We start from the raw sequence: 22,669 nt of genomic DNA, 5'->3' as shown, positions 1-22,669 counted from the left end.
GTTTGGTAACACCCACGGGAGGAATAGGTCGAAACTAGAGAAAGCTCTTGAGATCATCCTTGAGAAAGCTGCCCGACACCCCAATGTAAGAGACCTCAGGATCCAAAGCGGAGCAATCATGCCCTTTCTTATTGCCTTCACTATCTTCGCCTTGCTGGACTTCACCGTACTGTTTTCCGTAGGCAGCCAGATTGGCCTGTTGCCTACCATCGGTCTGGTACTGGCCACTGGCTTTATCGGCCTGCACCTGATCCGCAAGGAAGGCGTCGCCACCTTTGTCCGCGCCCAGGAGCGCATGTCACGGGGTGAAATACCGTCTTCAGAACTGCTGACCGGCGCTGCACTGATCTTTGGTGGCGCCTTGTTGATGGCGCCGGGCTTCCTCTCCGACGCCTTGGGTTTCATGTGCCTGATTCCCAATGCCCGCCGCCTCCTGGGCAAGCTACTGGCCAAAATCGGCATCCGCACCCAGGGGTTTCATGTCGGGGGCAGCTTTAATGGCCGCACGGACACATCATCCAGCTGGGACGATACAGTGAACCAGCGAAACCATACCGCTGATAGCGAATACACAGAGCAGCAGGATGCTCAATACCAGCACTCGCAACAAAGCTCTGACAAGACATCCGATGAGCCACTGGAAGGTGAGTTTATTGGCAAGAACGAGCGCCGCTACTGATTCGCTGCAAGTGATAGGACAGGAGTGATCGGCAGCATCGGCAACGACAAAGTAAAAAAATTTTTGCCGTCCCCCTTGAAAGCCTCTTGAGCAGCCCCACTTACCTGTCAGTACCAAGATTTGGCGAGCCCCACCAAGGGTTTTGCCTTTAACCAGGAGGGCTTCGAGCCCTCTCCTCTCGGCGAGACCGGCCCTCGCGTCCGGCTCCGACGAGAGTTGACAACGAAACCACCGTGGGCGGATTGCCCCGGTCAAGCAAAACCATCAGGAGAACGTGAGCAATGAACATCCGTCCCTTGCACGATCGCGTCATCATCCGTCGCGTTGAAGAAGAACAGAAGACCGCAGGCGGCATCGTGCTTCCGGGCAGCGCCCAGGAAAAGCCGACTCGTGGTGAGGTTCTCGCCGTCGGTAACGGCCGGATTCTCGACAGCGGCGATGTTCGCCCTCTGGACGTCAAAGTTGGTGACACCGTGATCTTCAAGGATGGCTTCGGCGTCGAAAAGCAGAAGGTCGATGGCGAAGAAGTCCTGATCATGAGCGAGTCCGACATTCTGGCAGTCGTAGAAGGCTAAGGCCTCAGGGGCAATGCTTTTCAAGCCGCCCCGTCAGCCGAGCCCTTCACAACGTTCACTGTTGACGCATAGATTCAAAGGAATTTACGAAAATGGCAGCGAAACAAGTCAAGTTCTCTGATGATGCCCGCAAGCGCATGGCGCGCGGTGTCGACGTTCTGGCCAATGCCGTCAAGGCTACTCTGGGTCCGAAAGGCCGCAACGTGGTACTGGAGAAGTCCTTCGGCGCTCCGACCGTCACCAAGGATGGCGTCAGCGTCGCCAAGGAAATCGAGCTCAAGGACAAGTTCGAGAACATGGGTGCTCAGATGGTCAAGGAAGTGGCTTCCAAGACTTCTGACGTTGCTGGTGACGGCACCACCACCGCGACTGTTCTGGCCCAGGCTATCGTCAATGAAGGCCTGAAAGGCGTGACTGCCGGCATGAACCCGATGGACCTGAAGCGCGGTATCGACCAGGCCGTCATCGCCGCCGTCAAGGAAATCCAGGCGCTGTCCGTGCCCTGCACCGACTCCAAGGCTATTGCCCAGGTAGGTACCATCTCTGCCAACGGCGACACTCGTATCGGTGAGATCATCGCCAAAGCCATGGAGAAAGTCGGCAAGGAAGGCGTCATCACCGTTGACGAAGGCCGTGGCTTCGAAGACGAGCTGGATGTCGTCGAAGGTATGCAGTTCGATCGCGGCTACCTGTCTCCGTACTTCGTGACCAATCAGGACACCATGGCGGTGGAACTGGAAGATCCGTTCATCCTGCTGGTCGACAAGAAGATCTCCAACATCCGCGAGCTGCTGCCGACTCTGGAAGCCGTGGCCAAGGCAGGCAAGCCGCTGGTGATCATCGCTGAAGATATCGAAGGCGAAGCTCTGGCAACGCTGGTGGTCAACACCATGCGTGGTATCGTCAAGGTTGCTGCCGCCAAGGCTCCTGGCTTCGGCGATCGTCGCAAGGCCATGCTGCAGGATATCGCTATCCTGACCAACGGCACTGTGATCTCCGAGGAAGTGGGTCTGAACCTGGAGCAGGCTACCCTGGATCACCTGGGCACTGCCAAGCGCGTGACCATGTCCAAGGAAAACACCACCATCATCGATGGTGCAGGCAACGACGGCGATATCGAAGCTCGCGTCAACCAGATCCGCGCTCAGATCGAGGAAACCTCCTCTGATTACGACCGCGAGAAGCTGCAGGAGCGCGTTGCCAAGCTGGCTGGCGGCGTTGCCGTCATCCGCGTCGGCGCAGCAACTGAAGTCGAGATGAAGGAGAAGAAGGCTCGCGTCGAAGACGCCCTTCACTCCACTCGTGCAGCCGTTGAAGAAGGCGTTGTGCCTGGCGGCGGTACTGCACTGGTTCGCGTCCTCAGCAAGATCGCTGACCTCAAGGGCGAGAACGAAGATCAGACTCACGGTATTGCCATCGCCCTGCGCGCCATGGAAGCTCCGCTGCGTCAGATCGTCACCAATGCTGGCCAGGAAGGCTCTGTCATCGCCAATGCCGTCAAGGCCGGCGAAGGCAACTATGGCTACAACGCCCAGACGGGCGAGTATGGCGACCTGTTCGAAATGGGTGTTCTGGACCCGGCCAAGGTCACGCGTACTGCCCTGCAGTCCGCTGGCTCCGTGGCTGGTCTGATGATCACCACCGAAGCCATGATCGCTGACGATCCGGAAGAGAAAGATGCAGCCCCTGACATGGGCGGCATGGGCGGAATGGGTGGCATGGGCGGTATGATGTAATCATCCCCCAGCTCCAAGCTGCAAAGCCCCGCCGGGATTTTCCCGGCGGGGCTTTTGTTTGTGGGTGATTTAGCTTCGAGCCGTGGGCTACGAGCTACGAGCAGACCAAGGACCAGCTACGAGACTCGAGCAACGAGTGGCGAACAGGCGGTGCCAAACTGGCAATTCCGCGCATTACTTCGGGGGTCGGGGTTACTTATAGCTTAAGACTTACAGCTTATAGCTCGAGCTGCTCGTAGCTCGTAGCTCGTAGCTCGTAGCTCGTAGCTCGTAGCTCGTAAGGTTACAATGCTGGCCTTGATTCTCCCGGCGACTGTATCCGCATGCTCACCAATATTCGCGTTGTTCTGGTCCAGACTTTCCATCCCGGCAACATCGGTTCCGCGGCACGTGCAATGAAAACCATGGGACTCAGTGACCTGGTCCTGGTATCACCCAAGGACTTTCCCCATAGCGAGGCGACTCGCCTGGCGGCAGGTGCTACAGACCTGCTCGACAATGTTCGGGTAGTGGATACGCTGGAGCAAGCCATTCAGGACTGTGTACGCGTGGTAGGCGCCAGCGCACGCTTGCGCAGCCTCCCTCTGCCCCACTATGACGAGCCGGATGATATGGCGGCGGATCTCGTGGAGGATGCTCAGACAGATCCTGTCGCGCTCGTATTTGGGCGGGAGCGCTATGGCCTGACCAACGAAGAGATCCAGTGCTGCAGCCATCAGGTAAGCATTCCTACCAACCCGGACTACGGCATTCTCAATCTGGCTCAGGCCGTCCAGGTACTCGCTTACGAGGTACGTCGAGCCTGGCGACGCCACCCACAGGGTGATGCACGCGTGCCACGTCCCACAGATGAACGCATGCCCAGCCGCGCACAGATGACCCACTTCCATGAGCATCTGAGCCGGGCCATGCATCAAAGCGGTTTTCTCACCCAACCTCATGCCAGAACCGAGGCACACCTGCAGGCTCTGTTTGCTCGTGCAGAACCATCACGCAAGGAGCTTTCTCTACTGCGTGGATTGCTGGCATCGCTGGAAACGCATCTTGAAGATGGGCGGCAGGGTTGACCAAGGCGTCATCAATGCATTCGCCCGTGAGCTGGGTTTCCATGATCCTCCAGCAGCACGGGCGAATGGTATCTCACCTCTTGTCAGGTAGCTTGTCGTTCGGCAGCGTGATCACAGCATCATGGCAGCAATCCAACCGAAGGCGATCAGAGGAATATTGTAGTGAATGAAGGTGGGCACCACGCTGTCCCAGACATGGTCATGCTGGCGATCCACATTAAGCCCGGATGTCGGCCCAAGAGTGGAATCAGACGCCGGGGAGCCTGCATCACCCAATGCTGCCGCCGTACCTACCAGGGCCACCGTAGCCAATGGCGAAAATCCAAACTGCACCGCCAGTGGCACAAAAATGGCAGCAATAATGGGAATGGTCGAGAATGACGAGCCAATCCCCAGGGTAATGAACAGGCCGACCAGCAGCATCAGCAGTGCTGCCAGCCCTCTGTTGTCACCGATGATGTCGACACTGGTGCTGACCAAGGTTTCGATCTGCCCGGTGGCATTCATCACCGAGGCAAAACCGGACGCCGAAATCATGATGAAACCGATCAGGGCCATCATGCGCATGCCATTGGTGAAAAGGTCATCAGCTTCGCGCCATTTGAAGATCCCCCCCATGGATAGCAACGAAAACCCGACCAGGCCACCAAGAATCATGGAGCCGGTATACAGCTGAATCCCCAGGGCAGCCACGATAGCCACCACAGACATCACCAGTCCCAGCGTGTGAGGCTCTACGGGAGTCTCATCATGGTGATGCCCATGCGGATTGCCATTCCCCACCTCAACCGCCTCATAGACCCTGGGCTTGCGGTAGCTGATGAACACCGCCACCAGCAGCCCCAGGAACATGCCCGCCACAGGAATGCCCATCGCCACGGGCACCATATGCCGATCGATATTCAGACCTAACGCTTCACCTGCCTGATTGATATTGGCCAGGAGAATATCGTTGAGGAAGATGGCGCCAAAGCCTACCGGAAGCAGCATGTAAGGCGCTGTCAGACCGAAGGTCAGCGCACAGGCGACCGCTCGGCGATCCATGCGCAGTTGGTTCATTACCTTGAGCAATGGCGGAATCAGAATGGGGATAAAAGCGATATGCACAGGAATCAGGTTCTGGGAAGAAATCGCCACCAGCAGCACACAGGCCAGCAACAGGTACTTGACTGTCGCCTGGCGAGATGCAGAGGCTTCCTGCCCAAGCAAGGCGATCAGCTTTCGGGCCAGCATGTCCGGAAGACCAGAGCGAGAGATCGCCACAGCAAAGGCCCCAAGCGTTGCATAGGCCAGTGCCACCTTGGCACCACCGCCTACCCCATCATTGAAGGCTGTCAGGGTGTCTTCGATGGAAAGGCCTCCTGCCAGACCTCCAACCAGGGCACCCACTACCAGCGCCAGCACGACTGAAACGCGCGCCAGAGATAGCCCGACCATCACCAGCACCGCGAGTATGACTGCGTTCATATATGCACTTGCGTCCGAGTTTGGAAAGGGAGAGGAAAAACGGCAGAGATCTTACCAGAAAAGCACCTGCCAGGCGGATGCCACATTCTTGTCACAATAACGTGATGGCATTGTCATCAAGTTGGGCGAAGATGATCTCGTGTCTTCAGGAGGCACTGGGCAAAGGATACTGCCCCACGAGCGTCACGGATGCGATGGTGCAGGAAGCACCAAGGGAGATTGGGCTTCGGGAGGGAGCCCCAGGGAGGAAACCTGCCAACTTCACGCCACGGCTTTTGCCGTGGCGTTTTTATTTAGGTGTCCATGGAAAGGGTCAGGCAGAACGAAATCCACTCAAGAATGCAGCCAGGTTCTTGCCGAGGCTAGCTGTCGGGTGACCACCTTCCTGCACAAACAATGTCGGTATGCCCAACTCACCAATCTGGCGGCCAATGATCTCGAAATCCTCGGTTTCCAGACTCATGCCCGCTTGAGGATCATCCTTGTGAGTATCCAACCCCAGTGCCACTACCAATGCATCGGGGCTGAAACTGGCCATGGAATCGATCAGCTTGTCGAGCCCCGCCTGGAAGGCTTCAAGACCGCTGCCAACGGCCAGTGGCACATTGAGGTTGGCTCTGTTGCCAGGGCCGATACCCGTCTCTTCCTCCGTCCCCCAATAGTAGGGATAGAAATCAGAAGGATTGACGTGCAGCGATCCGGTCCACACATCCCCACGACCGTAGAAGATTTCCTGGGTACCATTGCCGTGATGCAGGTCGATATCCAGGATAGCAACCTGCGAGACCTTCTCACGTAGTATCGTTGCCGCCAGCGCCGCATTGTTGATGAAGCAGAAACCACCCGTACGCTCCGGACCGGCGTGGTGACCAGGCGGACGGCACAAAGCATATGCCGAACCTTCCCCCTCATTGAGGCTTTCTGCGGCAGCCTGAGCTGTCGCCGCACTGGCAAGAATGCCCTGAAAGCTATCGGCATTCATTGCGCATGCATAATCATTGAGATGCCAGCCAGCCTGGCCTACAGGATGTCTTGGATAATGCCTTCCTGCACCGCAGGGATGGATGCTGGGCGTAACGAAATCAGCAGCGCCGGAAAGAGCGCGCCAACGAGCATGGATAGTTTCGAGAAAATCCAGATAGCGTTCCGTATGAATCTGCTTCAGGCGCTCCCTGAGCTTGGGACTATCAACTTCTGCGGGCGTGCTTAGGGAAAGGCCCAGTTGCTGAATCCCTTCCGCCAGCAGTTCTGCCCGACGTGGTCCTTCAGGGGAAGCAACGAGAGCGCCTCGACGCAGGTACTGCGTCGGCGCATGGCGTTCCTGGTCGGGATGATAGAAAAGTTTCATCAATATCTGTCTCCGGTCATGACGGTCCCTCAATCGCTACTTACAGTGTCAGCAACAGAGAGACGTACATCAAATAGTGCCGGAAAACAGGCCAGGAACACCACCACAAACTACTGCGTTGGCTCAACTAAGATCAATCAGTTTCGCAGAAGTGTCAGTGATAATAGCCGCAACGACCCTTCTTGGCCTGCCCTGGCGGACAGAAATTGCCACCACGCGAATGGCCGTCGTGATGATCATCACCTAAGATGATCAGCGGTTCAGGATCTATACGTGCAGGGTGGTAACTACATCCAGCCAGCGCTAGCAGCGAGGCCACCAAAGCGATCAATGGCATACTGCGCATGATCATTCCTCATCGTCTAAAAGAGGTAGAATACCAGCTTGATATCATTTTCCCCATGTCGATCATTACCGACATGGAGTGTCTCCATTAACAGACACCAAAGTCCTGGCGCATTCATCACGATTCGCGATGCCCGCCATGCTCCAGGCTCTGCTCCACTTCAATGGTGATATGTACCAATTGAGGCAAGCGTTGCTGAATCTTCTCGCGATAGACATGAGGAGCCTGCGGCATATCCGACACCAGGGCAATGATGCCCGCATGCATTCCTGGAGCAATGGTCCAGAGATGCAGGTCACTGATGCGATCCATCCCTCCCTTTTCGATCACCTCGCGAATCTCTGCATCAAATTCACTCACCTGCCGGTCTAGCAATACGCCACTGGTATCTCGCAGCAAGCTAATGGCCCAACGAATGATCAGTACTGCCCCAAGAATGCCCATGGCGGGGTCTATCCAGCTCCATTCCAGGTATTTGGCCGTCAACAAGGCAAATATCGCCATGAAGGACGTCAGAGCATCCGCCAGCACATGCAAATAGGCTGATCGCTGGTTATGGTCGTGGTGTTCATGACCCGCATGAGAGTGATCATGATGGGCGTGATGATGGAAATGCCCCTGTCCATGATGACGATCCCCCACACTCAGTATCCATGCGGAAATGCCATTGACCAGCAAGCCGATGACAGCCACCAGGATCGCACTGTTGAATACGATCTCGACCGGGTTGAACAGGCGTACGACACTTTCGACAGCCATGACCAGGGCAAAGCCGAACAACAGCAGGGCTCCCGTATATCCTCCTAGCGCATTGACCTTGCCGGTACCGAAGCTGAACCGCCGGTCGCGGGCATGACGACGGGCATAGATATAAGCGAAGGCGGAAATGCTCAGTGCTGTCGCGTGCGACCCCATGTGCAGGCCATCTGCCAATAGCGCCATGGACCCGTAGCTTATGCCGGCAATGATTTCGACGATCATGGTCACCAGCGTCAGCACCACCACGATCAACGTCCGGCGCTCCCCTGCTCTCACCTGGTCCTGAGCGAAGACATGCTCATGCTTCCAGTCATCTACCCCGTGAGGATTCATGCCAGTTCCTCTATCTCGCACATGAGCGCTATCTTGTACTTCTTTCGAGTGCGTTTTTATCTCTCTCATTGCACTTTAGCGCGCCTCTCAGCATATTGAATGACATGAGTGATTCCGCTTTCATCACCGCCTTGCAGTTGATCGCCAACTTCGATCCGGAGCTGCTTGCCATTGTCAGCCTATCCCTGCGTGTATCCCTGAGCGCAGTGATCATTGCCGCCTTCATTGGCCTGCCTCTAGGTGCAGCTCTGGCACTCTATCGTTTTCCAGGTCGCGCCATCATCATTGTGGTGTTCAATGCATTGATGGGCCTGCCGCCCGTGGTTGCGGGCCTGAGTGTCTATCTGCTGCTTTCCCGTGCCGGCCCCCTTGGCGAGTTCGGCTTGCTGTTCACCCCTACCGCCATGATCGTTGCACAAGTCATTCTGATACTACCGATTCTGGTCTCTCTGACTCGTCAACGCATTGAGGAATTGCATGGCGAGTATGCCGAGCAACTCAGTTCCATGAGCGTTTCCAAGGCTCGGCGCATTCCTACTTTACTTTGGGATGCGCGCCTGGCCTTGATCACCGTCATCCTCGCCGGCCTTGGCCGTGCAAGCGCCGAAGTCGGTGCGGTCATGATCGTCGGTGGCAACATCGACGGCGTGACCCGCGTCATGACCACCGCCATCGTTCTCGAGACCAGCAAGGGAAATCTGGCCCTGGCGCTTGGTCTGGGCTTGATCTTGATGCTGCTCGTGGCATTGCTGAATGGCATGGCCTACCTGATTGGCGAAGGCACGAAAAGGAGCCTTGGATGACCAGCCTGTCTCTTGCCCATCCGACATGCATGCCACGCCTGCATTTCCATGATGTGGCATACCAGGCGGCAGGTCAGTTGCTGCTTGGCCCGCTTTCCCTGCAGTTGGAAGGAAACCACCGCACCTTGATAATGGGCCCCAACGGGGCGGGAAAGAGCCTGTTGATGCGCCTGGCTCATGGCCTCGTCAAACCATCTTCAGGCCACCTGCACTGGTGCGGACATGTGCCCCGACAGGCCATGGTATTTCAACATCCTGTTCTACTGCGCCGCTCTGCTCGGGCCAATCTCGAATACGCGCTGGCAGTACAAGGATGCCCTCGCAACAGGCGCCGTCAGCGTGCCATGGAGGCTCTTGAACACTTTGGCCTGGCAAACGTCACCAGACGACCTGCCAGAGTGCTTTCCGGAGGAGAACAACAGCGCCTTGCCCTGGCTCGCGCCTGGCTACTGGAGCCCGAGGTCCTCTTTCTTGATGAGCCCACCTCGGCGCTTGACCCAGCCGCTATTCGTGCGGTCGAAGACGCCATCAACACCTTTCATCATGCAGGCGTGCGCATCGTCATGAGTAGCCACGACCTGCACCAGGCCCGTCGCCTGGCTGATGACGTCATCTTCCTCCACCATGGCAAATTACTGGAACACTCACCTGCCGACACTTTCTTCCAGGTTCCTGCTACCGTGCAGGCCAAGGCTTTCATCCAAGGTGAGTTGATGGACTAGGCTCAGTGACGAGTATCACTTTCATTTAACAAGCATGACGCTCTATTGCCTTGCGCCTCAACACAAAGGAAGCGCCATCACATGACAAAAACATGGCTACCGGTACTGCTCGGCATAACCCTGGCTGCGTCATTCATCACGCCAGCGCTCGCAGAAGACCCCGTATCTACAGAAGAAAAAGCGCCTTTCATTACACTGGCGTCCACCACATCCACGGAAAATTCGGGGTTGTTCGATGCCATCCTGCCCCAATTCAAGAAAGCCAGAGGCATTGATGTCCATGTCGTGGCAGTGGGTACCGGCCAGGCTTTCGAAATGGCTCGCCGTGGAGATGCAGACAGCTTGCTGGTTCACGACAAGACTGCAGAAGAATCGTTCGTCGCGGAGGGTTACGCCACAGAACGTGATGACGTGATGTACAACGACTTCGTGCTGATCGGTCCTAAGGATGACCCTGCGAACATTAACAGTGCTGAAAGCGTCACAGATGCCCTGGCACGCATTGCCGACAGCGAAGCCCCTTTTGCTTCACGCGGCGACGACAGCGGAACCAACCGCGCCGAACTGCGGCTATGGGAAGCCGCTGATATCCAAGCACAGGGTGAATGGTATCGAGAGCTTGGCAGTGGCATGGGCGCCACACTCAACACTGCCGCTGCCATGGATGCTTACACCTTGTCTGATCGTGCCACCTGGGTGTCCTTCGATAACCGCCAGAACCTGGATCTGCTCTATGCTGGAGACGAGGCCTTGTTCAACCAATATGGCAGCCTGTTGATGTCTCCCGAAAAGTATCCCCATCTCAAGCATGACCTGGCCGCCCAATGGCACCAATGGCTGTTATCGGATGAAGGTCAACAGGCGATTGCCGACTTCAGGGTAAAAGGTGAGCAGCTGTTCTTTCCGAATGCCGCAACGAACAAATGACGCCTCTTGTGGCCAGTTTTCTGCTGGCCATTCTTTCGCTCTGGTTCCGCTTGCCAACGGAACCAGAACAGGAGTTTCCCCATACGTTTCTTACGCGATGCAGGAGATCATCATCCGACTTTAGTACAAGCAAACAAAGTTGCACTTTACGTTAACGTAAACCTTTTCTAGGCTGTGTTCACTACTTCTTACCGTCATATGGTGTCTGCCATGCACAGCCCCTACACCCCCTTGGACTTTGGCCTCGACGAGACCCTGGTCATGCTGCGAGATCAAGTCAATGCCTTCGCCCGCGACGAGATTGCACCACGCGCCTCCGAGATCGATGCCAACAACGAATTCCCCAATGATCTATGGCAGAAATTTGGCGACATGGGACTGCTGGGCATCACCGTTCCTGAAGAGGATGGAGGCAGTGGCATGGGCTATCTGGCCCATTGTATCGCCATGGAAGAAATCTCACGGGCCAGCGCCTCGGTTGCTCTGTCCTATGGCGCTCACTCCAACCTTTGTGTCAACCAGATCAAGCTCAATGCCAGCCCCGAACAGAAAGCCAAGTACCTGCCGAAACTGATCAGTGGCGAGCATGTGGGTGCCCTGGCCATGTCAGAGCCCGGTGCCGGTTCTGATGTCGTTTCCATGAAACTGCGTGCGCGCAAGGATGGTGACCGCTACATCCTCAACGGCAACAAGATGTGGATCACCAATGGTCCTGACGCCGATGTTCTGGTCGTCTATGCCAAGACTGACCCGGAAGCAGGCTCCAAGGGCATTACAGCCTTCATCATCGAAAAAGGCTTCAAGGGGTTCTCTACCGCTCAGAAGCTCGACAAGCTGGGCATGCGTGGCTCCAATACCTGTGAACTGGTCTTCGAAGACTGCGAAGTTCCGGCCGAAAACGTGTTGGGTGAAGTGAACAGAGGCGTGCGCGTGCTGATGAGTGGCCTCGACTTCGAGCGCACCGTATTGGCAGCAGGCCCCATCGGTATCATGCAGGCCGCCATGGATGTGGTCGTGCCCTATATCCACGAACGCAAGCAGTTCAACCAATCCATTGGTGAGTTCCAACTGGTTCAGGGCAAGCTGGCTGATATGTACACCACACTGAATGCTTGCCGCGCCTATCTCTACGCCGTTGCCGCTGCCTGCGACAGAGGCCAGTGTTCGCGCAAGGATGCCGCCGGCGTCATTCTCTACTGCGCCGAAAAAGCGACTCAGGTTGCCCTTGATGCCATCCAGCTACTTGGCGGCAATGGCTATATCAATGAATTCCCCACAGGCCGCCTGTTGCGCGATGCCAAGCTCTACGAGATCGGCGCAGGAACCAGCGAAATCCGCCGCATGCTGATCGGTCGCGAACTGTTCAACGAATCACGGTGATCCCATGGCGATTCTGGATACTCGCATCAATACGCGCTCCCAGGAGTTTCAGGCCAAGGACGCCGCCATGCGCGCCGAAGTCGATAAGCTCTTGTCCTTGACCGATGCCATCCGCCAGGGCGGCGGAGAAAAGGCCCGCCAGCGTCATGAATCGCGCGGCAAGCTGTTCGTGCGTGATCGTATCGATCACTTGATCGATGAAGGTTCGCCATTCCTTGAATTCTCTGCCCTGGCCGCCCGCGACATGTACGATACCGATGTGCCTGCTGCCGGCATCATCACGGGCATCGGGCGTGTCAGTGGCGTGGAGTGCATGATTGTGGCCAACGATGCCACGGTCAAGGGCGGTACCTACTTCCCCATGACCGTGAAAAAGCACTTGCGTGCCCAGGAGATTGCCCGCAAGCATCGCCTGCCCTGCGTTTACCTGGTGGACTCCGGTGGTGCTTTTCTGCCGCGGCAGGATGAAGTGTTTCCCGACCGTGATCATTTCGGCCGTATCTTCTATAACCAGGCAACACTGTCGGCAGAGGGAATACCGCAGATTGCCGTCGTCATGGGCTCCTGCACAGCAGGCGGTGCTTATGTGCCAGCCATGGCCGATGAGTCAATCATCGTCAGACAGCAAGGCACCATCTTCCTCGGTGGGCCTCCTCTGGTAAAAGCTGCTACCGGCGAGAATATCAGCGCTGAAGATCTTGGTGGAGCGGACGTGCACACCCGCATCAGCGGCGTGGCCGATCACCTGGCCGATAACGATGCTCATGCCCTTCAACTGGCCCGCCGCTGTGTCGCGCGCCTCAACTGGCAAAAGCGCGGATCATTGAAGATGGCAGAACCCCGCCCTCCCAGATTCGCCCCCGAAGAACTCTACGGCATCGTCGGCACCGATCTGAAAAAGCCCTTTGATGTCCGCGAAGTTATCGCCCGTATCGTCGACGATTCCGAGTTCGATGAGTTCAAACGCTACTACGGTGACACACTGGTCACCGGATTTGCCCATATTCATGGATATCCTGTCGGCATCATCGCCAATAACGGCGTGCTGTTCTCGGAAAGTGCCGTCAAAGGGGCTCACTTCATCGAACTCTGCTCCCAGCGCAAAATTCCCTTGATATTCCTGCAGAACATCACCGGTTTCATGGTGGGTTCCAAGTACGAACACGAAGGCATTGCCAAGCATGGCGCCAAACTGGTTACCGCGGTGGCCTGCGCCAAGGTCCCCAAGTACACCGTGCTGATTGGCGGCAGTTTTGGTGCCGGCAACTATGGCATGTGTGGGCGAGCCTACGACCCTCACCTGCTGTTCATGTGGCCCAACGCTCGTATCTCGGTCATGGGGGGCGAACAGGCCGCAGGGGTGCTGGCCCAAGTCAAGCGTGAACAGATCGAACGGTCCGGTGAGAGCTGGTCTGCAGAGCAAGAGGAAGCCTTCAAGCAACCGACTCGCGACCAGTATGAGCACCAGGGACACCCGACCTATGCCAGCGCACGCCTATGGGATGACGGTGTCATCGATCCGGCCCAGACCCGGGATGTCCTTGGCCTGTCCCTGGCCGCCGCCATGAATGCCGACATCGAAGAGACCCGCTTCGGCGTGTTCCGCATGTAGCGCCCAACGTTATTCGACAGAGGTCCAAGATGCCTGACAGCTCCCTTTCACAACTGCGTATCGATGAACGTGGTGTGGCCTACCTGACCTTGAACCGCCCCAAGGTCCATAACGCTTTTGATGATGTACTGATCGAGGAATTGAACCAGCATCTGGTCAGCCTCGCTGATGCAGCGCGACGTAGTGAAGTTCGCGTCGTGGTGTTGGGCTCCACTGGCAAGAGCTTTTCTGCTGGGGCCGACCTGGGCTGGATGAAGCGCATGGTCGACTATGATGTTGAGGACAATCTGTCCGACTCACGCAAGCTCTCTGCCCTGATGCACGGCCTCGATACGCTTCCCTGCCCGACCATTGCACGCGTTCAGGGAGCCGCCTTTGGCGGAGCTGTCGGCCTTGCCGCCTGCTGCGATATCGTCATCGCTGCCGACTGTGCAAAATTCTGTCTCTCCGAAGTCCGTATAGGCCTGTCACCGGCCGTCATCAGCCCTTATGTGCAGCGTGCCATTGGCTCCCGCCAGATGCGACGATATGCACTGACAGCAGAAATCATCAACGCCGACACGGCCCAACAACTGGGCTTGGCTCATCAGGTCGTGCCACTGGACGACCTCGATGCTGCCGTGGGAGGCATGCTCGACACCCTGCTCGCCACATCTCCCCAGGCCAGCCGAGCCACCAAGGACCTGCTCTCGGTAGTGGCCAGAGCTCCAGACAGCGATGAGACTCGCGAACATACCTGCCACGTCATCAGTCAGTTGCGTGTCAGCGCTGAAGGTCAGGAAGGGCTGGCCAGCTTTTTCGACAAGCGCCGCCCCTCCTGGGCCATCAATGTTCCTCCTTCACAAAAACGCCCGCAACAATAAGGAGCGCCGCTCATGAGATCTTCCTCCACCAACGGCGCCAGCGACCACATCAATAGCCGGTACTTCGACACACTACTGATTGCCAACCGCGGTGAAATTGCCTGCCGCGTCATGCGAACCGCCCGGCGACTGGGCCTGCGAACCGTGGCGGTATATTCCGATGCCGATGCCAATGCCCTTCATGTACGTGAAGCGGACGAAGCGATCCGGCTTGGGCCTGCAGCGGCCCGCGAAAGCTATCTGGATGTGAACAAGGTCATCGATGCTGCCCGTCGCAGCGGCGCCGGAGCCATCCATCCGGGCTACGGCTTCCTTTCCGAAAACGGTGCTTTCGTACACGCATGCGACGATGCCGATATTGTCTTCGTCGGGCCTCCCGCTTCTGCGATTGCCGCCATGGGCGATAAATCCGCAGCCAAGACACGCATGACCCAAGCCGGGGTGCCATTGGTCCCGGGATATCATGGAGATAATCAGGAGGATGCCCTGCTCAAGGCCGAGGCCGACAAGATGGGCTATCCCGTTCTGCTCAAGGCCAGCGCGGGCGGAGGGGGAAAAGGCATGCGTGTCGTCGAGACCTCTGCTGCCTTCCAGGCCGCTCTGGAGGGCTGTCGCAGGGAGTCGCTTGCTGCCTTTGGCGATGATCGCATGTTGATCGAGAAATATCTGACCCAACCACGTCACGTGGAAGTTCAGGTGTTCTGTGACACCCACGGTAATGGTGTCTATCTATTCGAGCGTGATTGCAGCGTGCAGCGCCGTCATCAGAAAGTGCTGGAAGAAGCCCCTGCTCCGGGCATGAGCGAGGACCTGCGCCGTGACATGGGCGAGGCTGCGGTACGCGCGGCCCGAGAGATTGGCTATGTCGGCGCAGGTACAGTGGAATTTCTTCTCGATGCGGACCAGCAGTTCTATTTCATGGAGATGAACACACGTCTCCAGGTGGAGCACCCCGTTACCGAAATGATCACGGGACAGGACCTGGTCGAGTGGCAACTACGCATTGCCATGGGAGAACCACTGCCACTCAGCCAGGAGGAACTGGCCATCGAAGGCCACAGTTTTGAAGCCCGCCTCTATGCAGAAGATCCTGACAATGATTTCCTGCCGGCCACGGGACAGCTACGCCGCTTCAGGCTGGATCTCGAGGGAGCTTCCCTGTTGCCTGAACAGGTGCGTCTGGATAGTGGTGTGGAAAGCGGTGATAGCGTTTCCATGCACTACGATCCGATGCTGGCAAAGTTGATCGTCCATGGCCCTGACCGCGGCGCCGCCCTGGCCACGCTCAACCGTGCCCTGGCCGCACTGGATGTACAAGGCGTCGTGACCAACCGGGGCTTCTTGATGCGCTTGGCCAGCCATCCCGCATTTCAGGCAGCCGAACTGGATACCCGTTTTATCGAACGCCATGAAGACAGCCTGTTTGCCACCCATGGTCTGTCCCGCGAAAGCCTGGCATCCGCCGCCCTGATCGCGTTGCATCAGTTGGCTCGGGAGTGTGAAAGCACCTCCCCCTGGGACCGCCATGATGGTTTCCGGATCAATGGTCCTCGCCGCATTCGTATCTTCCTTTGCGACCCCAAGGAAGGCATGGCCAAGAACCCGGCATCCCGCACCCTGATCGAAGGCAGCTACCACCCCGGCGCTAGCGCATGGCAGCTCAAGGTGACGCCTGCCGAGCAGGAGATGTCGACCCACTCGGCCAGCCTGACCACGTTGTCTGGAGATGCTGTCGCGATCACCCTGGATGGACATCGTCATCGCCTGCTGGCTCGCCGTGATGGTAATGAGATCGTGCTGACCACGCCACTCTCACCCAGCATGCAGGGCGAAGTACGCCTGTTCTGGCGCCGTATCGACACGATTGATCATGGCCAGCATGAAGAGGAATCGACACTGACGGCTCCCATGCACGGTACGGTGGTAGCGCTGTTGGTAGAACCCGGTAAATCCGTGGCCAAGGGTGATGCCTTGATGGTAATGGAAGCCATGAAGATGGAGCACACCCTGACCGCCCCAGTCGATGGAAGCGTGGAAAACTTCCACTTCCAGGCGGGTGATACAGTAGGCCAGGGGGACGTGCTGCTCGACTTCTCTGCTGCCGAAACAGATTGATGATTCAACAATATTGAAAAGGAGCCCCTCATGGCCCTACCCGCTTCTGTGCGCCTGGTCGAAGTCGGCCCCCGCGACGGCTTGCAGAATGAACCTGAGCCGATTTCCACCGAGATCAAGCTGGAACTGATCGAGCGCCTGGCTGATGCCGGCCATACCCATATTGAAGCGGCCAGTTTTGTATCACCCAAATGGGTACCGCAGATGGCCGATCACAGCCAGGTCATGCGAGCCTTGATGCATGAGGGCAAAGGGCGCTCAGATGTCAGCTATTCCGCTCTGACCCCAAACCTGAAGGGGCTGGAAGAGGCGCTCGCCTCAGGCGTTCAGGAAGTCGCGGTATTCGGTGCCGCGTCCGAATCGTTCTCGCAGAAGAACATCAACTGCTCCATCGCCGAGTCCCTTGAGCGCTTCGCTCCCGTCATCGAACGTGCACGTACCGAAGGCGTGAGAGTGCGCGGCTATGTCTCCTGCGTGCTCGGCTGTCCTTACGAAGGGGAAATTTCTCCTGCCATGGTCGCCCAGGTAACCAGAGCCCTGAATGACATGGGCTGCTATGAGGTCTCGCTGGGAGATACCATCGGTACCGGAACACCGCTCAAGGCCAAGCGCATGCTCGAAGCCGTGGCCAGGGAGGTCCCCATGGAGCGCCTCGCCGCACACTTTCACGATACCTATGGCCAGGCATTGGCCAACCTGATGGCAGTGCTCGAAGAAGGTGTGGCTGTCGTGGACAGTTCCGTGGCAGGTCTGGGCGGCTGCCCCTACGCCAAGGGTGCGGCAGGCAATGTGGCTACCGAAGATGTGGTCTATCTGCTCAAGGGGCTGGGCATTCAGTGCAGCGTGGACCTGGAACGCATCGCCGCAGTCGGTGACTGGATGACACGCGCCATAAATCGCCCTAACCGCTCCAAGGCGGGAGTCGCCCTTTCCAGTCGCTGACCAGCGACTCACGTAGTCGGCTTGAGAGCTTTTACTGCAGGGTGCATCGAATACTCCAGAACTTCCCTAATGAAATCATCAAGCAGAACTCGGAACTTCCACCGAATCAGTTAGAATGTCGCAGCCACCTCAACAAGGTGGCTGCCTGATTTTGCCTTGGCGCTTTCTCAAGGAGAGACACTGCATGAAAATCGCTTGGCTTGCTGCCACTGCCCTGACCATCACCCTCGCAGGCTGCGCCGGGGGCCAATCTGATGCCGATAAAAAGACAGAGGCCGCCACAAAGCCCCAGACATCGGCTCAAACCAGCACCTTCAATGCAAGAACTGCCATCTACACCTGTAATAGCGGCAGTGTCTTCACCATGGAGTTCACGGCGCCAGAAGCCGCGACGATGCACCTCAATGGTCATGGGCAAAGCATTGAGCTTGCACCTCAGAATGGCACGTCAGGCCTGGCAATGGACTATGTTTCTGCCGATGGCCGCTATCAGTTCAATGGCAAGGGAATGACAGCGATCGTCACCATGCCCAAGATGGCGCCAGCCACGTGCTTCACTTCCAACTACTGAGCCCTCAGTGCTGAATATTCCGCAGCCGGCGCAACATCGCACCGGCTGCGATTGCTGTTCATGGCAGTTTCTGGCCATGGCGCACAATCATTTCCCTGCTTCAGCCCAGAATCATCACCACGCAAGCTGCCGTCATGGCCCCCATGGTGCCATTGAACCAGCGCCAGCTGGTGGCTGACTTGAGCACCTTGCCGATTGCCGTACCAAACCCTGCCCACAGCGCAATACAGGGCAACCCCACCAGTTCCGCCACTCCTGCCAGCACCAGCGCATTCAGCCACGGGTTACCGGCTTCTGGTAAAAAGCCCGCCATCAGCGCAATTCCCATCACCCAAGCCTTGGGATTCGCGAACTGAAAAGCGGCACCCTGCCAGAAACTCAAAGGGCGAGCGCCTTCCGTTCTGAATTGAGGTGGCGGGGCCGTAGCGATCTTCCAGGCCAGATACAACAAATACACACTGCCTACCACCTTGAGCACGCTCTGCACCGCGGGATAGCGCTCGAACACGACGCCCAGCCCCAGGGCGATGCTGGCGAACAAGACAAAGCAGCCTGCCAGAATGCCAAACAAATGCGGCAACGTACGCATGAAACCATAGTTCGCCCCGGATGCCGTGAGCATGACATTATTAGGTCCCGGAGTGATGGTCATGGAGACCATGAACAGTGCGGCGGGAATCAGGAATGCCCAGTCTTCCATAACGGTCTCCTCAACCTTTTCTTTAAAATTGAACCCCTACAATTCACACATCAACGCCTATCAATAGCGTTGAACATTGAGCATAATAAGTACAATTTTTACGTCAAAGGTTTTATTGTCACCATGACAATCTGGACCCCGGAACTTGGTGCTTCAGAGTCTGATGCCAAGCCCATTCCTCGCTATCGCCAGATCGCAGAGTCCATCGGCAAGGCAATCGAGACAGGCGAATTAGGCCCTGGAGACAGACTGCCTCCTCAACGTCAGTTGGCTGATCGGTTGAATGTTACCGTCGGCACCATCACCCGCGCCTATAACGAGGCTCATCATCTTGGCTGGGTACAATCTCGGGTCGGCAGCGGCACCTACGTCTGCGATCAGAATTCGTCAACTGCCTCGGCCTTCAGCATGCAGCCACGCGAGTGCAGCGATGGCGTCATCGACATGAGCCTGAGCTTCGCTCCTCCCCACCCCTGGCGCCAACAATGCCTCGGCGAAGTATTGGCCTCCATCGCTAGTGACCCGGCGACGGTTGCGGAAGTCTGCGAATACCAAGCGGACATTGGCACTCCCCATCATCGCCGGGCACTCGCAGCCTGGCTCGACAGCCTGTCATTTCCGGTGTTTGGCTCATTAGTCGTGACTCAGGGGGGCCAACACGGCATCGATCTCTGCCTGAGAATCCTCACACGCCCTGGCGAACTTGTGGCTGCCGATGCCTTGACCTATCCCGGCTTCAACAGTGCGGCACGTCACGCACATCTCAAGACGCTGGGAATTCCGCTGGACGAATACGGCATGGACATCGCGGCTCTGGAACGCTTGTGCCAACGCCAGGTTCCTAGCCTGGTCTATGTCACCCCGGACCAGAACAACCCCACGGGAGTTCAGTTGACGGAAGAAAGGCGCATCCAATTGGCTGAGCTCGCCAGGAGGCACAACTTCTGGATTGTAGAGGACAGCGTCCAGTACGTACCCTCTGCAGACCGAGGTACCTCCATGGCACACCTGGCACCAGAACGTACCCTGCATATCTTCAGCACGTCGAAACTACTGTCGGGAGGATTACGGGTCGGCACCTTGCAGGTACCGGATGTGCTACGAGAACGACTTGGTAGCGCATTGCGCGCCCAATCCTGGATGGTGCCCCCTTTGATGGTGGAATCTGCCTGTCGCTGGATCGCCTCCCCTCGCGCCCAGCAGCTCCATGACTGGCAGATAGAAGAACTCCAGTTCCGCCAGGAACTGGCCCAGCACCGCCTGGCGGCCTATCACCCGCGTGGTCTGACACGGGGTTCCAACCTGTGGCTCCCCCTGCCAGAAGGCCGTCGTGCCAGTGAAGTACATGCCCTGCTCGATCAAGCGGGTGTTCGTGTCGCGACGCCAGAGCCATTCTGCACGGGGAGCGAGCCCGCTCCCCAGGCATTGCGTCTATGCGTTGGCTCTCCGGATAGTCGCGACGCCCTGGAGCGCGCGTTGAACATCATCCTGGAAGTGTTGGAAGATGAAGGCACCTCTCCCTGGAGCACGCTGTAGGCATGCGTCATGAAGTCAGTGCCTCCCCCTCATCAGGAAACATACGGCCCTGAACCATCAAGCCCAGCGCTTTTGCCGCTGGGCTTGATGGTTCATTCTGTCAGGAGGCTGACAGGTTTCAGTCGCCGGCGATCGTCATCTCATCGATCAACCAGCTGCCGGTATGGATGCTGCCACGAGTATCAATGTCGTCACCAACCGCCGCCAGCCCCGCGAACATCTGGCTCAAGTTGCCGGCGATCGTGAACTCTTCCACTGGGTACTGAATCTTGCCATTCTCCACCCAGAAGCCAGCAGCACCGCGAGAATAGTCTCCCGTCACACCATTGACCCCCTGTCCCATCAACTCTGTCACCAGAATCCCACGGTCCATACGCGACAATAGCGCTTCACGACTTTGCAGTGGCGCGTTGATACGCACATTGCGCGCGCCACCGGCATTGCCGGTAGTTTGCAGTCCCAAGCGGCGTGCACTGTAGGCTGACAGCATATAACTGGCTAACTTGCCGCTATCGATAAAGACATTGTCGCGGGTCTGGACACCATCTCCATCGAAGGGGCTGCTGGCCATACCGCGCATCAGCATGGGTTTCTCCCCAAGACTGAACCACTCAGGAAACAATGATTCCTCCAGCCGACCACAGAGGAATGAGGCATCCCGGTAAATGGCACCGCCGGAGATAGCGGACATCAAGTGCCCAACCAGGCCACTCGCCATACTGGGATCAAACAAGACCGGGAAACGGCCCGTTGCAGGGCGCCGCCCGCCGAGGCGACGCAACGTGCGCTCAGCGGCATTGCGACCGACAGTTTCAGGAGTCCACAACTCCTTGGGGTCGCGGCTGCTGGTGTAATCGTAGTCACGCTGCATGCCATTGCCGTTCTCTGCGATCAACATGCAGGACAACGAATGACGGCTACCCGCCTGGCTACCGAGAAAGCCATGACTGTTGGCATAGACGCGCACGCCCTCACCACTGGACAGACTAGCGCCATCAGAACTGCGAATACCTTCCTGGCCAAGCCCTGCACTCTCGCACGCCAACGCCAGCTCAACGGCCTGTTCGGTACTCAGCTCCCACGGATGGTGGACATCCAGGTCAGGAAACTCTGTCGCCATCAGCTCTGCATCGGCAAGCCCTGACGCCGAGTCCTCACCGGTATAGCGGGCGATGGACAGAGCGCGCTCCACCACACTCTGAATGGAGTCATCATTGGCATCGCTGGACGAAGCGCTACCCTTGCGCTTGCCAACATAGACGGTTACGGCAATACCCTGGTCTCGCGATAGCTCCACGGATTCCACATCGCTTTCGCGAACGCTGATACCAATCCCCTGATCGACGCTGGCACCTACCTCGCAAGCATCGGCCCCCAAGCGCCTGGCCAATTCCAACGCTTTCTGGGCACGGTCTTCCAGCGTCTGCTGTTGCGCCTTGGCATCGAACGCCTGTGTCATGAATCATCTCCTGTCATGGCCGATATTCCGGCCCCATCAATCTGTTATCGCCCGGCGGCTAATGGTATGACCACAATGCCCCATACAAAGCAGCTTGCCGGTGCTTGCCTGGCATTTCCACCCTTGGGCCGTGCGGCTGGTATACTTGGGGCCATTTCATTTCCCCCGCATCTTTACCCAGGGACCCGGTATGAACCAGGATGATCGCTCCACTATCGATGAGCGCCCCAGCAAGTCTCAACTCAAGCGCGAAATGCATGAGCTGCAGGAACTTGGCGAACGCTTCATTGCCATGAAGCCAGCGGAGCGCGAACGCTTCCCGCTGTCCGACGAATTCAAGCGCGCCATCGAAGAAACCGATCGTATCCGCGCTCGCGAGGCTCGCCGGCGCCATATGCAATACGTCGGCAAGCTCATGCGCAAGGAAGACCTTGAGGGCATTCAGGCGATATTCGACGAGATCGAGCAGACCCAGGTCAACCGTGAACATGCCTTCGTGCGCCTGGAAAGGTGGCGCGACCGTCTGGTTGAAGAAGGCGATGAAGCGGTGGAAGCCTTCCTCGTTGAATATCCAGATACCGACCGCCAGGCCCTACGCCAACTGATTCGCAACGCTCGCAAGGAACGCGAGCAAAACAAGCCGCCAACCAACGCGAAACGACTGTTCAAGTTGATGCGCGACACTGCCGGTCTATAACCGCCAGCTACGAGCTACGGACCTCGTAGCTC

The 22,669-nt window shown here is 57.5% G+C and carries 20 protein-coding genes; 15 read left to right on the top strand and 5 right to left on the bottom strand.

Going from position 1 to position 22,669, the window contains the following annotated elements; genetic code table 11:
- Positions 1-118 precede the first annotated feature (118 nt).
- The 4 genes from Q1K07_RS18225 to Q1K07_RS18210 all read left to right on the top strand — a co-directional run bounded on the left by Q1K07_RS18225 (position 119) and on the right by Q1K07_RS18210 (position 4,057).
- On the top strand, positions 119-679 hold the full coding sequence (locus Q1K07_RS18225) for an FxsA family protein (protein WP_300314330.1): 561 nt from the start codon (positions 119-121) through the stop codon (positions 677-679).
- 281 nt (positions 680-960) lie between these two features.
- On the top strand, positions 961-1,254 hold the full coding sequence (locus Q1K07_RS18220; RefSeq protein ID WP_149285210.1) for a co-chaperone GroES: 294 nt from the start codon (positions 961-963) through the stop codon (positions 1,252-1,254).
- 92 nt (positions 1,255-1,346) lie between these two features.
- Positions 1,347-2,990 (top strand): chaperonin GroEL, encoded by a 1,644-nt coding sequence (groL, locus tag Q1K07_RS18215; RefSeq protein ID WP_300314325.1) that lies wholly within the window; start codon positions 1,347-1,349, stop codon positions 2,988-2,990.
- Between the two features lie 323 nt (positions 2,991-3,313).
- Positions 3,314-4,057, top strand: coding sequence for an RNA methyltransferase (locus Q1K07_RS18210; RefSeq protein WP_300314324.1), 744 nt, complete (start codon positions 3,314-3,316; stop codon positions 4,055-4,057).
- A gap of 111 nt (positions 4,058-4,168) precedes the next feature.
- Here Q1K07_RS18210 and Q1K07_RS18205 read toward each other — a convergent pair whose 3' ends face one another.
- The 3 genes from Q1K07_RS18205 to dmeF form a co-directional block, all read right to left on the bottom strand.
- A complete protein-coding gene (locus tag Q1K07_RS18205) occupies positions 4,169-5,524 on the bottom strand; it encodes a Na+/H+ antiporter family protein (protein ID WP_300314320.1) in 1,356 nt (451 codons plus the stop codon).
- Positions 5,525-5,837: 313 nt separating this feature from the next.
- On the bottom strand, positions 5,838-6,872 hold the full coding sequence (locus Q1K07_RS18200; protein ID WP_300314317.1) for a histone deacetylase family protein: 1,035 nt from the start codon (positions 6,870-6,872) through the stop codon (positions 5,838-5,840).
- A gap of 463 nt (positions 6,873-7,335) precedes the next feature.
- Positions 7,336-8,310 carry a CDF family Co(II)/Ni(II) efflux transporter DmeF gene (gene dmeF / locus Q1K07_RS18195; RefSeq protein WP_300314314.1) on the bottom strand — a complete coding sequence of 325 codons (975 nt, stop codon included), beginning with the start codon at positions 8,308-8,310 and terminating at the stop codon, positions 7,336-7,338.
- Between the two features lie 104 nt (positions 8,311-8,414).
- Here dmeF and Q1K07_RS18190 point away from each other — a divergent pair, with 104 nt between their 5' ends.
- From Q1K07_RS18190 to Q1K07_RS18150, 9 genes are all read left to right on the top strand, one after another.
- Positions 8,415-9,113: an ABC transporter permease gene (locus tag Q1K07_RS18190; protein WP_300314311.1), complete on the top strand. Its 699-nt coding sequence runs from the start codon at positions 8,415-8,417 to the stop codon at positions 9,111-9,113.
- A complete protein-coding gene (locus Q1K07_RS18185) occupies positions 9,110-9,835 on the top strand; it encodes an ATP-binding cassette domain-containing protein (protein WP_300314308.1) in 726 nt (241 codons plus the stop codon). The genes Q1K07_RS18190 and Q1K07_RS18185 overlap by 4 nt, the downstream gene beginning before the upstream one ends.
- Before the next feature lie 81 nt (positions 9,836-9,916).
- Entirely contained in the window at positions 9,917-10,762 is an 846-nt protein-coding gene (locus Q1K07_RS18180; RefSeq protein WP_300314305.1) for a substrate-binding domain-containing protein, read from the top strand.
- 210 nt (positions 10,763-10,972) lie between these two features.
- Positions 10,973-12,142 carry an isovaleryl-CoA dehydrogenase gene (locus Q1K07_RS18175; RefSeq protein ID WP_300314302.1) on the top strand — a complete coding sequence of 390 codons (1,170 nt, stop codon included), beginning with the start codon at positions 10,973-10,975 and terminating at the stop codon, positions 12,140-12,142.
- A 4-nt stretch (positions 12,143-12,146) separates the two neighbouring features.
- Positions 12,147-13,754, top strand: coding sequence for a carboxyl transferase domain-containing protein (locus tag Q1K07_RS18170; RefSeq protein WP_300314299.1), 1,608 nt, complete (start codon positions 12,147-12,149; stop codon positions 13,752-13,754).
- A gap of 29 nt (positions 13,755-13,783) precedes the next feature.
- The gene (locus tag Q1K07_RS18165; protein ID WP_300314296.1) at positions 13,784-14,617 is read left to right on the top strand and encodes an enoyl-CoA hydratase-related protein; all 834 of its coding nucleotides are present in this window, start codon (positions 13,784-13,786) and stop codon (positions 14,615-14,617) included.
- A 12-nt stretch (positions 14,618-14,629) separates the two neighbouring features.
- Positions 14,630-16,732, top strand: coding sequence for an acetyl/propionyl/methylcrotonyl-CoA carboxylase subunit alpha (locus Q1K07_RS18160; protein ID WP_300314293.1), 2,103 nt, complete (start codon positions 14,630-14,632; stop codon positions 16,730-16,732).
- Positions 16,733-16,762: 30 nt separating this feature from the next.
- Positions 16,763-17,674, top strand: a complete 912-nt coding sequence (locus tag Q1K07_RS18155; protein ID WP_300314291.1) for a hydroxymethylglutaryl-CoA lyase — start codon at positions 16,763-16,765, stop codon at positions 17,672-17,674.
- 184 nt (positions 17,675-17,858) lie between these two features.
- Positions 17,859-18,245 (top strand): hypothetical protein, encoded by a 387-nt coding sequence (locus tag Q1K07_RS18150; RefSeq protein ID WP_300314289.1) that lies wholly within the window; start codon positions 17,859-17,861, stop codon positions 18,243-18,245.
- A 100-nt stretch (positions 18,246-18,345) separates the two neighbouring features.
- Here the strand turns inward: Q1K07_RS18150 and Q1K07_RS18145 are convergent, their stop codons facing one another.
- A complete protein-coding gene (locus Q1K07_RS18145; protein ID WP_300314286.1) occupies positions 18,346-18,945 on the bottom strand; it encodes a LysE family translocator in 600 nt (199 codons plus the stop codon).
- Positions 18,946-19,068: 123 nt separating this feature from the next.
- Here Q1K07_RS18145 and Q1K07_RS18140 point away from each other — a divergent pair, with 123 nt between their 5' ends.
- Complete coding sequence (locus tag Q1K07_RS18140; RefSeq protein WP_300314283.1) at positions 19,069-20,481, top strand: PLP-dependent aminotransferase family protein; 1,413 nt, start codon at positions 19,069-19,071, stop codon at positions 20,479-20,481.
- A gap of 118 nt (positions 20,482-20,599) precedes the next feature.
- Here Q1K07_RS18140 and pmbA read toward each other — a convergent pair whose 3' ends face one another.
- Positions 20,600-21,940 carry a metalloprotease PmbA gene (pmbA, locus tag Q1K07_RS18135; RefSeq protein WP_300314280.1) on the bottom strand — a complete coding sequence of 447 codons (1,341 nt, stop codon included), beginning with the start codon at positions 21,938-21,940 and terminating at the stop codon, positions 20,600-20,602.
- 190 nt (positions 21,941-22,130) lie between these two features.
- Here pmbA and yjgA point away from each other — a divergent pair, with 190 nt between their 5' ends.
- On the top strand, positions 22,131-22,637 hold the full coding sequence (yjgA, locus tag Q1K07_RS18130; RefSeq protein WP_300314277.1) for a ribosome biogenesis factor YjgA: 507 nt from the start codon (positions 22,131-22,133) through the stop codon (positions 22,635-22,637).
- The last annotated feature ends 32 nt before the right edge of the window (positions 22,638-22,669 follow it).

The organism is Halomonas sp. (assembly GCF_029263665.1).
Taxonomy (GTDB): Bacteria; Pseudomonadota; Gammaproteobacteria; order Pseudomonadales; family Halomonadaceae; genus Halomonas.
This window is presented reverse-complemented; position numbering and strand designations above follow the sequence as displayed.